Annotated in this window: 7 protein-coding genes; 3 read left to right on the top strand and 4 right to left on the bottom strand. The window is 73.9% G+C overall.

Annotation, left to right across the window (positions count from 1 at the left end):
* Positions 1–503: 503 nt before the first annotated feature.
* Complete coding sequence (locus ACIQMV_RS19025; protein ID WP_402593996.1) at positions 504–1067, bottom strand: MarR family winged helix-turn-helix transcriptional regulator; 564 nt, start codon at positions 1065–1067, stop codon at positions 504–506.
* A 176-nt stretch (positions 1068–1243) separates the two neighbouring features.
* On the opposite strand from ACIQMV_RS19025, the gene ACIQMV_RS19020 reads away from it, so the two are divergent.
* A complete protein-coding gene (locus tag ACIQMV_RS19020) occupies positions 1244–2515 on the top strand; it encodes an MFS transporter (protein WP_402594013.1) in 1272 nt (423 codons plus the stop codon).
* Positions 2516–2581: 66 nt separating this feature from the next.
* Here ACIQMV_RS19020 and ACIQMV_RS19015 read toward each other — a convergent pair whose 3' ends face one another.
* Together ACIQMV_RS19015 and ACIQMV_RS19010 are read right to left on the bottom strand one after the other, a co-directional pair.
* Entirely contained in the window at positions 2582–4258 is a 1677-nt protein-coding gene (locus ACIQMV_RS19015) for a SpoIIE family protein phosphatase (protein ID WP_141360021.1), read from the bottom strand.
* 234 nt (positions 4259–4492) lie between these two features.
* Positions 4493–5869: an NAD(P)/FAD-dependent oxidoreductase gene (locus ACIQMV_RS19010; protein WP_402593994.1), complete on the bottom strand. Its 1377-nt coding sequence runs from the start codon at positions 5867–5869 to the stop codon at positions 4493–4495.
* Positions 5870–6265: 396 nt separating this feature from the next.
* Here ACIQMV_RS19010 and ACIQMV_RS19005 point away from each other — a divergent pair, with 396 nt between their 5' ends.
* Positions 6266–7033, top strand: a complete 768-nt coding sequence (locus tag ACIQMV_RS19005; protein ID WP_402593992.1) for a TetR/AcrR family transcriptional regulator — start codon at positions 6266–6268, stop codon at positions 7031–7033.
* 183 nt (positions 7034–7216) lie between these two features.
* A complete protein-coding gene (locus ACIQMV_RS19000; protein WP_402593990.1) occupies positions 7217–9319 on the top strand; it encodes a sigma-70 family RNA polymerase sigma factor in 2103 nt (700 codons plus the stop codon).
* Here the strand turns inward: ACIQMV_RS19000 and ACIQMV_RS18995 are convergent.
* Complete coding sequence (locus ACIQMV_RS18995) at positions 9306–11405, bottom strand: asparagine synthase-related protein (RefSeq protein WP_402593988.1); 2100 nt, start codon at positions 11403–11405, stop codon at positions 9306–9308. The two genes, ACIQMV_RS19000 and ACIQMV_RS18995, sit on opposite strands and share 14 nt — an antisense overlap.
* Positions 11406–11661: the final 256 nt, after the last annotated feature.

Below are 11661 nucleotides of genomic sequence, written 5' to 3'. Positions count from 1 at the left end.
TGGCGTTGATTTTTGGCACGCTGTTGAGTTCTCAAGGAACGGTCGCTTCCTTTGTACTCACCCTCTCGGGCTTTCCTCCGGGCTTCCCTTCGGTGTTTCCGACTCTATCAGATCTTTCCGATCCGATTTCCTCGGCGCTTTCCAGGTTTTCGCTTTCGCGTTTCCCTTTCCGGCGGTCCCGACTCTATCAGATCCTTTCTCGGCCTGACCCCCAGTCAGCGGGGTTTGTCTTCGCGGCCGTTGGGCCGTTCCGACGTCTCAAACCTTAGCGGATCCTCTCGGCGATTCCCAATCGGGCCCTCGGGGCGCCGAATCAAGATCGACAAGTCCCACTCGAATTGAATTCGGGCACGCCGAAAACAATCCCGGATGGGAGATCGTGCTGGTGGTTTGAGTGCCGCTCATGCGGCGGAGGTGTCGACGAGGAACCCTTACGGCTCCGCGGCAACCCGGAGAACATTACGGATCCGGCAGGCGACTGTCAAGCGTCCCCGCCGGGGTTTTCAGTCGAGGTCGGAGAGCCGGCCGCCGGCGTCCGGCTGGGCGTGCTCGACACGGCGCAGGATCCGGGTCAGGACCTCACCGAGGGCCGTGCGCTCGGCCGGGGACAGGTCCTGGAGGAGGTCACCCTCGAAGACCGTGGCCAGCCGCATGACCTCGAGCCACTTCTCGCGGCCCTCGGACGTCAGCTCCACGATGACCCGGACGCGGTTGGCCTCGTCGCGCTCCCTGTCGACCAGACCCTCGGCCACCATCCGGTCGATGCGGTGGGTCATCGCGGCCGGGGTGAGGCCGAGGCGCTTGGCGAGGTCGCTCGGGCCCAGGCGGTAGGGGGCGCCGGAGAGGACGAGGGCCTTCAGCACCTCCCAGTCGGCGTTGCTGATGCCGAGCGCGGCGGTCTGCCGGCCGTAGGCCACGTTCATCCGCCGGTTGAGCCGGGACAGCGCGGAGACGATCTGCTCGACCTGGGGGTCGAGGTCCTGGAACTCGCGCTGGTAGGCGGCGATCTGCTCTTCGAGCGCAGGCTCAGTGCCGATGCCGTCGGTGCCGCCGGGGTTGTCGCCCATGCCCGCAGTATGGCACGGAACTGCTTGGCGTTGAAGTCCTTCCAGGTGTACTGTTTAGCTTCTAACTTTAGCTTCGAAGTCTTCGGTACTAACTACTGACCACTTCAAGCACCCATGTCCACTACTTGCTACCTGCTTAAGAGAGGGTGAACGTGACCAGGGCGATGGGCGCAGCGATGCGCCGGATCCACGTGGGCAACGCACTCAGCGCGTTCGGGCTCGGCTTCACCGTTCCCTACCTGTACGTCTATGTGGCGCAGGTGCGGGGTCTGGGAGCCATGACGGCGGGGATCGTCCTCGCCGTCTTCGCCGTGGCCGCGCTGATCGTGCTGCCGTTCGCCGGCCGGGCGATCGTGCGGCGCGGCCCGCTGCCGGTCCTGCTCGCCGCCCTGGTCACGGCCGCGCTCGGCGCCCTGAGCCTGGGGCTGGCGGGCGGAGCCGAAACCGTATTGCTGTCGGCGGCGGCGCTCGGCGCGGGGCAGGCCGTGATGCAGCCGGCGCTGGCGACGATGATCGTGGACTGCTCGACCGCGGAGACGCGGTCGCGGGCGTTCGCGATGCAGTTCTTCCTCCAGAACCTCGGGCTGGGCGTCGGCGGTCTCATCGGTGGGCACCTCGTCGACACCACCCGGGTCTCCTCCTTCACACTGCTGTTCGCGATCGAGGCGGCGGTGTTCCTGCTGCTGGTCGTGCTGATGTCGACGGTGCGGATGCCGCACTCGCCGCGGCTCCCCGACGGCTCGGCGCGGGCCGGACAGCCGGCGGGGGACGGCTGGAGGCAGCTCGTCGGGAACCGGGCGATGGTGCAGCTGTGCGTGCTGGGCTTCGTACTGTTCTTCGCCTGCTACGGGCAGTTCGAGTCGGGCCTGAGCGCGTACGGCGTGGAGGCAGCGGGCATGGCCACGTCGACGCTGGGGACGGCGCTCGCCGCGAACACGCTGATGATCGTGGTGGCGCAGTTCGCCGTGCTGAAGTTCGTGGAGCGGCGGCGGCGGTCGCGCATGATCGCGGCCGTGGGGCTGATCTGGGCCGTGGCGTGGGCCGCGGCGGCGTACGCGGGACTCGGGCACGGCAGCCGGGCGATGGCCACGGCCGCGTTCATCTCGACGTACGCCCTGTTCGGGCTCGGTGAGGCGATGCTGTCGCCGACGGTCGCGCCGCTGGTGGCGGACCTCGCTCCGGAGGGGATGGCTGGGCAGTACAACTCGGCCTTCGCCCTGGTGAAGCAGCTCGCGCTGGCGCTCGGCCCGGCCGCGGGCGGGCCGCTGGCGGCCTCGCTGCCGGGGCCGTACGTGGTGACGTTCCTGTTGTTCTCGCTCCTGATCACCGTCCTGGCGCTGCGGCTGGGGCGGGGGCTCAGCCCCGCGCAGGACCATCCGTGGGCCGCTCGGAGCCGGGTGGTCGCTCGGGGCGGCGTGGCCGCGGAGCCGGTGGGCGCGGAGGCCTGAGCCCGCGCCCGCCGGCCGGTCGTGGGGCCGCGCCCCGGACCCCCGCTGCCCGGCGGACGGTTCGCCTCAGCGCCGGCCCCGCCGGCCCGCCGTCTCCGGCAGGGTGAACTCGCACCACACCGCCTTGCCGCCGCCCGGGGTTCTGCGTGAACCCCAGTTGGTGGCGATGGTGGCGATGATGGCGATGCCGCGGCCCGACTCGTCGCCCGGGTCGGCGCGGCGGCGCCTGGGGAGGTGGTCGTCGCCGTCGGTGACTTCGACGATGAGGCGGCGGTCGGTGCGCCGGAGCCGCAGTCGCATGGGCGGGGTGCCGTGCTGGAGGGAGTTGGCGACCAGTTCGCTGGCGGCGAGGACGCCCAGGTCGTGCAGATCGGGCGGGAAGCGCCAGCTGGCGAGGACGCCGGAGGCGAACGCACGCGCGCGCGGGGCCGCTTCCACTCCGCCGAGCAGTTCCAGTGCGGCGTTGCGGAAGAGTTCGCCGTCCGGGCCGGTGCGGGCGGGGTGCTGGAGGACGAGGACGGCCACGTCGTCGTCGTGGTCGGCCTGCACACCGGCCGAGCGGACCAGGCGGTCGCAGACCACCTGCGGGGAGCCGGTGGCGCCGGCGAGCGCGCGTTCCAGCGCGGCGATCCCCTCGTCGAGGTCCTCGTCGCGGCGTTCCACCAGGCCGTCGGTGTAGAGGACCGCCGTGGAGCCGGGGCTCAGCGGGACCGAGCCGGAGGCGTGCACCCAGCCGCCGGTGCCGAGCGGCGGGCCGGTGGGTTCGTCGGCGCGCAGCACGGTGCCGTTCTCGTCGCGGACCAGGATCGGCAGGTGCCCGGCGGAGGCGTACACCAGCCGGCCCTCGTTGGGGTCGTGGACGGCGTACACGCAGGTGGCGATCTGGTTGGCGTCGATGTCCGCGGCGAGGCCGTCCAGGAGTTGCAGGACCTCGTGCGGGGGCAGGTCCATGCGGGCGTAGGCACGGACTGCGGTGCGCAGTTGGCCCATGACCGCGGCCGCGCGCACCCCTCTGCCCATCACGTCGCCGATGACCAGTGCCGTGCGGCCGCCGCCGAGGGTGATGACGTCGTACCAGTCGCCGCCGACCGCGGCCTCCGTGCCGCCCGGCCGGTAGGTGGCGGCGATGCGCAGGTCGTCGGGCTGCTCCAGCACCTGGGGCAGGAGCGAGCGCTGGAGGGTGACGGCGGTCTCGCGCTGCCGGCGCTCGCTGGCGCGCAGGCGTTCGGCGGCGTCGGCGTGGTCGGTGACGTCGGTGGCGAAGACCAGAACGCCGCGGCCGTCGTCCTTCGGTTCGGCGACCGGTGTGCACGTGAACGTGTACGAGCGGCCGTCGGGTGCCTTGCGGGACTTCAGGGTGCGGGGCCTGCCACTGCGCAGCACCTGGTCCAGGAGCGGGAGCAGCCCCAGTTCGCGCAGTTCGGGCAGGGCCTCGCGGGCGGGTCCGCCGAGCGGGCGTACGCCGAAGGCCGCCGCGTAGGCGTCGTTGACGTAGGCGATGCGGTGGTCGGTGCCGTGGACGAGGGCGACGAGGGCCGGGACGCGGTCGAGGACCTCGCGTGCGGGGAGTTCGTCGACGGCGGGCACCGGCACCGTCTCGTCGGTCAGTTGTTCGGCGCGGGCCGGGGGTACGGTGCCGTCCGCCCGCCGGTCCGGGACGGTCGCGAGATCGGGCCGAGCCGCCGTGCGGCGCTGCGTTCCGTTGATTCCGGGGAGCCGGGCGCTCCAGCGCGTGAAGTTCACGAATCCTTGCCTCGTGTCGTCGTCTCAGGCCAGCTCCGGGCCCGGCCGGGGGTCAGGGGCCGCGCGGCGGTGACCGCACATTCTTACTGTCCCGGGGGTGCGGCACAGCGGGAATGCGTCATCCGTGCCGGGCGGGCGACTGCCCGTCCTCGGCCGCGGGCCGGTTGGGTGGTGTGGCCGACCGCGCCGACATCCGTTGGACGCCGGGGCGTGCGGCGGAGTTCCCCGGTCCGGTCAGGACGACCCTTTCGGGTTGATGTTCGGGTCGAGAGGATGTTTTCCACCGGCCGCGAGTTCGAACTCCGCCCGGGGATGTTCGAGTGAACCCAGGGAGACGATCTCCCGTTTGAAGAGTCCCGCCAGCATCCATTCGGCGAGCACCCGGGTCTTGCGGTTGACCGTGGGCACCCGGCTGAGGTGGTAGGCGCGGTGCATGAACCAGGCGGGGTAGCCCTTCAGTTTGCGCCCGTAGACCTGCGCGACGCCCTTGTGCAGTCCGAGTGAGGCGACCGAGCCGGCGTACGTGTGCGCGTACGTCTCCAGGGGCTCGCCGCGCAGGAAGTGGCTGATGTTGTCGCCCAGGAGCCTGGCCTGACGGACCGCGTGCTGGGCGTTGGGGGCGGTCAGGCTGCCCGGTTCGCCGGTGGTGACGTCGGGGACGGCGGCGGCGTCGCCCGCGGCCCAGGCGTGCTCGACACCCTCGACGGTCAGCTGCGCGGTGCACTTCAGGCGCCCGCGGTCGTTCAGCGGCAGGTCGCTGGCGGCGAGGATCGGGTGCGGTTTGACGCCCGCGGTCCACACGACCGTACGGGTCGGGAAGCGCTGTCCGTCGCTGAGGACGGCGATCCGGTCGGCGCACGATTCGAGGCGCGTCCGCAGGAGGACCTGGATGTTGCGGCGGCGCAGTTCGGTGACCGTGTAGCGGCCCATCTCCTCGCCGACCTCGGGCAGGATGCGGTCCGAGGCCTCGACGAGGATCCACTTCATGTCCTCGGGCTTGACGTTGTGGTAGTAGCGGGCGGCGTAGCGGGCCATGTCCTCCAGTTCGCCGAGCGCCTCCACGCCCGCGTACCCGCCGCCGACGAAGACGAAGGTGAGGGCCGCGTCGCGGATCGCGGGGTCGCGGGTGGAGGAGGCGATGTCCATCTGCTCGATGACGTGGTTGCGCAGGCCGATGGCCTCTTCGACGGTCTTGAAGCCGATGCCGTAGTCGATCAGGCCGGGGATGGGCAGGGTGCGCGAGACGGATCCCGGGGCGAGGACGAGTTCGTCGTACGTCAGCTTCTCGGTGCCGCCGGTCTCCTCCGTGGCGAGGGTGGTGAGGGTCGCGGTGCGGTGCGCGTGGTCGATGGAGGTGGCCTCGCCGACGATGATGCGGCACCGGTCGAGTACGCGGCGCAGCGGGACGACGACGTGCCGGGGGGAGATCGCGCCGGCCGCGGCCTCGGGCAGGAAGGGCTGATACGTCATATAGGGATCGGGCGTGACCACCGTGATCTCCGCCTCGCCCCGACTGAGCTCCTGTTTCAACCGCCGCTGCAGGCGCAGGGCCGTGTACATCCCGACGTAGCCGCCGCCGACAACGAGAATGCGCGCACGTTCCTTCACCATCCCATGACGCACCCGACGCTCTCGTTTGTCCACAGCCCCGACCAATTGTGTGACCGTCGGCCGGAGCGGCGCGGGGTTGGCCGAATTATCGACGTGCGAGGAAAGGGCGCAGGTCAGTGGGTGTTCGCCGGGAGACGGAAGGGGGCGCAATACGGACGTATGCGGCTCGTACTCCGATCGGGGGGCGCTCTGTGCGGAACCTGCCCCTTCTGAATTGACTCCCTCTCAACTATGTTCGTGTGTCGACGGGGTGTGGGGGATGTGATCCGAGCGAGCCCGCCGAGTACCACCGGCTCTCGGGGGCGGGCCCGATCGTGCGTGATCCCGTTCCGCGCACTCCGGAATCAGGGACGGGGAGAGTCTCCGGGGGGAGACGTCATTACCGGGGGATCACATATGCACATTCAGGGCACTCATTGGTCCACCGCGTCCGCCATGGCACCCGGTGGCGGGGCGATGGGCGCTGCGGCGGGCAACGCGCACGGGGACGAGCCCCGGACGGGCCGGACGGCGCCGCTGCGCGTGGACGCACAGCGCAACCTCGAGCACGTGCTGCGGGCGGCCCGCGAGGTCTTCGGCGAACTGGGGTACGGCGCGCCGATGGAGGACGTGGCGCGGCGCGCCCGGGTCGGCGTCGGCACGGTGTACCGGCGTTTCCCGAGCAAGGACGTCCTGGTGCGGCGGATAGCCGAGGAGGAGACCTCCCGGCTGGCCGACCAGGCGCGGGCCGCGCTCGGCCAGGAGGACGAGCCGTGGTCGGCGCTCTCCCGCTTCCTGCGGACGTCGGTGGCCTCCGGCGCCGGGCGGCTGCTGCCGCCGCAGGTGCTGCGGGTCTCGGTCACCGAGGACCGGGCCGACCCCCGGGTGCCGCAGCAGCGCGCCCAGCCGGGCTCCGGGGAGCTCAGGCTCGTCGCCGACGGGGCGGCGCCCAAGTCCGGCGCGGTGGAGGACGACGCGGGGGCGGCGGCGCTGCTGGAGGTCGTGGGCCGGCTCGTGGAGCGGGCGCGCGCGGCGGGCGAACTGCGGCCGGACGTGTCGGTGTCGGACGTGCTGCTGGTCATCGCGACGGCGGCGCCCTCGCTGCCGGACGCGGCGCAGCAGGCGGCTGCTTCGGCCCGGCTGCTGGACATCCTGCTGGAGGGGTTGCGCTCGCGGCCCGCGTGAGCCGTGTCCCTCGCGTGAGACGTGTCCGGCGGGCCGTCCTCTTACGGGTGAGGACGGTACCCGGCTACGACCGGGCCCCACGGACGGGTGGAGGATCCCTGCCGCCGGGGCCCGGCGGTGGCCGGTGTGGCAGTCTGACCCGGTGATCGGGACGGTCTGGCCGGCTACGGGGGCGTTTGCGCGATGAGCGTTGACGGGCGTGATGACGGCGTCGGTGACGGCGGGTCGCGGACGGCCGGGCCGGATTCTCCGCAGGTGCCGGCCCAGGGCGGACCGTCCGGGGTTCCGCGCGGCACCGGGCGGGCCGAGGGAGGCCCCCGGGCACGGGGCGGCGTACCGGTCCAGGGCGGCTCCCCGGCACACGGCGGCGTACCGGCGCAGCGCGAGCGGCTCGAGGCGGGCGAGCCGCCGTCCGCCGCGGAGCCTGTGCTCTCGGCGGACCTGCCGCCGTCGGACGCCGAGCTGATCGGGCGGGTGCGCGCGGGCGACGACAGCGCGTACGAGGAGCTGTACCGGCGCCACGCCGACGCCGTACGCCGGTACGCGCGCACGTGCTGCCGGGACTCCCACACCGCCGACGACCTGACCGCCGAGGTGTTCGCCCGGGTGCTCCAGGCGGTGCGCGGCGGCTCCGGCCCCGAGCACGCCGTACGCGCCTATCTGCTCACCACCGTCCGGCGGGTCGCCGCGCGGTGGGCCAGCACCGCCCGGCGCGAGCAACTGGTCGACGACTTCGCCGTGTTCGCCGCGCAGGCGGGGCGGGCCGCGGAGCCGGCGGAGGACGCCGCGTCCACCGGCTCCTTCGGAGCGGGCCTGGACCCCGGCGCCGACGTGCGCGCGATGCACCGGGCCGAGCAGTCGATGGCCATGCGGGCCTTCCGCTCGCTGCCCGAGCGGTGGCAGGCCGTGCTGTGGCACACGGAGGTCGAGGACGAGTCGCCGAGCGCGGTCGCCACGCTCTTCGGGCTGGACGCCAACGGCACGCGGGTGCTGGCCAGCCGGGCCCGGGAGGGTCTGCGGCAGGCCTACCTCCAGGCCCATGTCAGTGCCGCCCTCACCGCCGACGAGGAGTGCGCCCGATACGCCGACCAACTCGGCGGCTACGCCCGCGGCAAGCTGCGCACCCGTGCCGAGCGGGGGCTGCGCAAGCACCTGGAGGAGTGCGCCAAGTGCCGGCTGGCGGCCACGCAGATCGCGGAGGTCGCCGGCGGCATCCCCGCCGTGGTCCCGGTCGCCGTCATCGGCTGGTTCGGCGCCGCCGGGTACGCCAAGGCGCTGGGCATCGTCGCCGGCGGCGCGGGCGCGGCGGGCGCGGCAGGGGCCGCGAGTACCGCGTCCGGGGGTGCCTCCGGTGGCGGCGGCGCGGCGGCCTCGGAGGGGCTGGGCGCGCCGATCAAGGCGGGGATCGCGGCCGGTGTGGTCGCCGTGGCCGCCGCGGCGGTCGCGCTCGCGCTGGTCGGCGAGGAGGCCCCGGCCGGGAAGCCGGAGGCGCGGCCCGCCGCGTCCGTCCCGGTCGTCGAGCCGCAGCCGCCGACACCGGCGCCCCCTCCTGCGCCCGCACCGGCCCCGACGCCGGAGCCGCCGGGGCCGGCACCGAAGCCGAAGCCCGAGCCGCCGAGGCCCGCACCGAAGCCGAAGCCGACACCGGGCGTCGAGCCTCCGGTGCTTCCCGCCGCGGCGACGCCGCCCCCCGCCGTCGTCCCCACACCGGCACCCGAGCCGTCACCGTCGCCGACGCCCGCCCCGGCCAAGGAGCCCGCGCCCACCCCGGCCAAGGAGCCCGCGCCCACCCCCACGCCGACTCCCCCGCCGACGCCGACTCCCCCGCCGACGCCGACTCCTCCGCCCGCGCCGGTGGTCTACCCGTGGAACGAGCTGAGGTACGACATCACCGGAGACGGCACCCGCCCCGAGATGCGGCTCGGCGCGAGCAGTTGGGTGTGGCAGCGCCACAGCCTGTGGATCGCCGGCAAGCGGTACGCGCACGGGGTGACCGTGCACGGCGAGTCCTCCGTCACCATCGACCTCAACCGGGAGTGCTCCGCCTACGACGCCGTGGTCGGCGTCGACGATCTGACGGCCGGGCTCGGCCGGGTCTCCTTCTCGGTGTACGCCGACGGCGTCCGCGTGTGGAACTCGGGGACGATCGCGGGCGGCGACCCGGCTGTCCCCGTCCATGTGAGCCTCGCCGGCCACCGGACCGTACGGCTGGTCGTCGAGCCGCACAGCGCCTTCGACACCGTGGCCCTCGCGGACTGGGCCGAGTCCGGGTTCACCTGCCGCTAGGGCTCGGCCGGCCGCCGGAGGCCAGCGCGCCCCGCTGCGGGGCGATGCCCGCAGGTACCGCGCGGGCACGCGCGGGTGTGCCGGTCCAGCAGGTGCCGCGGCGGGACAGCAGGCGCCGCAGCCACAGCTCCAGGGACACCAGCTCCGCCAGGCCGTCCAGCGGCAGCGGCTCGCCCTGCGCCGCCGCGCGCAGGGCCTTGCGGACCACACGCGCCTCCACCAGGCCGGCCTCGGCGAGCAGGGGGGTGGCGAACAGGTCCACCAGGTCGTTCACGGCCACGCGCAGGCCGGTGCGGGACGCCGCCGCGGCCGAGGCGTGCGAGGGGGCGCCCCAGCCGCGTGGCAGGTCGCCCACCCCGGCGCCCTGGAGGACCGTGCGCAGGATCACCGCACGGGCGCCCGGCTGCACCCGCAGGGCCTCGGGCAGGGCCCGGCAGGCACGGACGACCTGGTTGTCCAGGAAGGGTGTGTGCAGCCGCTGGGAGCGGACCTCGGCCGCCTGCTCCAGCACCCGCAGGTCCGCCGCCTGCCGGGCGAGGGCGGCACGCGCGCGGTAGTCGCCCGGCCGCTGCCCGGGCCCCACCCCCGAGCGGATCGTCGCCCCTTGCAGGCGAACCGATACTTCAGCCAGTGCCTCTCCGGTCAGCCACCGGGCCGCCGGCCCGGGTCTCGCCCAGGTGAGTGCGGCCAGTGACGCCCCGACGGTGCCCCCGGGCTCGTCGAAGCGGCGGTGCATCAGCCGTTCGGCGAGCAGGTCGAGTCCCGTGCTGTAGGGCGTCCGCGCCAGCCGCCGCGCCGCGCCGTACACGCGCGCGGGGACCATGACCGATCCGTCGGCCTTGGCGAGCGCGGCGACGGGCCGGACCAGGTGGCGGCGCTTGCGGTCCATCAGCAGGTCGGCCAGGCGCGCCGGGTGGGCGTCCAGGACCTGCCGGGCGCCGTGGCCGGTGAAGTGGTCCGCGCTGCCCGCGGCGAGCCGTGCGCGGTGCCGTGCCGCCGCGATCAGGGACGGGCCGGGTTCGTCGGTGAGGGGGCCGTCCAGCTCGGCGTAGGGCAGCACGTCCTCGCCGCCGGTCACCACCACGTGGTGCAGGCGGGGGTTGGCCGCGAGCGTCCCGGCGCGTTCCAGTTCGGCCTCGCGCCCGTCGGCCGTCAGGTCGTTGAAGGTGACCGCGAGCAGGCGCTCCCCCGCTCCCGTGCCGTGGCCCAGGAGGGTGCCCGGCCGGCCCGGAAGCCCGGCGGCCAGCAACGCGAGCGTGCCCGAGGCCGGTCCGCCGGACAGATCGGCCCCGATGCCCGGCACCGGCATCCCGCGGGCCGCGCGACGTTCGGCGGGGCCCATGCCGGGCACCGGGCCGGGGTCGATGTCGGGCACGTGCCGGGGCGCGGACAGCCGGGCGCGGACGGCTTCCACCAGCGCGTCGCGCACCGCGTCGACCGCGCTGTCCGGGTCGGCCGGCGGTGCGGCCACCGCGAGCGAGGCGACCGGCTCGTACCCGGCGACCTCACGCGCCCCCGCCCGCAGGATCAGCGCGTGCCCCGGCGGGATGCGCCGTACGCCCTCGTAGGGCGTGGAGTCGTCCAGCGCGGCCGGTACGTCGGGGGCGGCCAGCAGGGCGGCCAGGTGCCCGAAGTCGAGGTTGGCCTCGATGAGGTCGGCCAGCGGCAGCGCGGCCGTCGCGTACGCCGTGCCGCCGGCCCACGGGGTGTGGAACACCGGGCGGGCTCCGGCGAGATCGCCGCAGACGGTGATGCGGCGGCCCACCTGCACGACGGCGGTGTAGCTTCCCGGCCAGGCCGTCAGATGCCTGAGCGCGCCCCCGCGCGCGGCGAACAGGCCGACCCGCAGCTGTTCGTCGGAGGCCCCGCAGATGCCGAGCACCGCGATCCTGGTCCGGGCGTCGGCCTGCACCACGCGGACCTCGTCCGGACGCCAGTCGCCGACCGCCCACAGCGGGTCGGGGTCGCCCCACAGGAGCTGGGAGCCCACCGGGTGCAGGGTCTGGCCGTCCTGTCCGGTGGCACCGGCGGAGCCGAGTCCGGTGACGCCCGCGGCGGTGCTGCTCCATCCCACCAACCACCGCATCGAAGCCTCCACCGCCTGTGGGCACCCAGTGCACCGCAACGAACCGGGTCACCATGCTGCCACGAAGGAGGCGCGCCGGAGGGGAGGCGGAGCCGCCTTCGGTGCACCGCACACGCCCCCGTGCGCCTGCAGTGGTGCTGGCGAACGCCCGTACCGCGCAAGGCTTCCGCGACTCGAATGCGCCCCCTGATGCGCTCCCCGCAACACCCTTCGCGCCCTCAAGTACCGTGGTGGGAGCCGTAGTCGGCGCTGGGAA

Origin of the sequence: Streptomyces sp. NPDC091412, from assembly GCF_044756885.1 — a bacterium.
Classification (GTDB): Bacteria; Actinomycetota; Actinomycetes; order Streptomycetales; family Streptomycetaceae; genus Streptomyces.
Note: the sequence above shows the minus strand (reverse complement) of the source record. Positions and strands in the feature narration are given on the sequence as shown.

What these genes read in the sequence shown, in the direction of transcription:
- ACIQMV_RS19025 (WP_402593996.1), bottom strand. Translation starts at nt 1,067, where the DNA reads ATGGGCGACAACCCCGGCGGCACCGACGGCATCGGCACTGAGCCTGCG.
- ACIQMV_RS19020 (WP_402594013.1), top strand. Translation starts at nt 1,244, where the DNA reads ATGCGCCGGATCCACGTGGGCAACGCACTCAGCGCGTTCGGGCTCGGC.
- ACIQMV_RS19010 (WP_402593994.1), bottom strand. Translation starts at nt 5,869, where the DNA reads ATGGTGAAGGAACGTGCGCGCATTCTCGTTGTCGGCGGCGGCTACGTC.
- ACIQMV_RS19005 (WP_402593992.1), top strand. Translation starts at nt 6,266, where the DNA reads ATGCACATTCAGGGCACTCATTGGTCCACCGCGTCCGCCATGGCACCC.
- ACIQMV_RS19000 (WP_402593990.1), top strand. Translation starts at nt 7,217, where the DNA reads ATGAGCGTTGACGGGCGTGATGACGGCGTCGGTGACGGCGGGTCGCGG.
- ACIQMV_RS18995 (WP_402593988.1), bottom strand. Translation starts at nt 11,405, where the DNA reads ATGCGGTGGTTGGTGGGATGGAGCAGCACCGCCGCGGGCGTCACCGGA.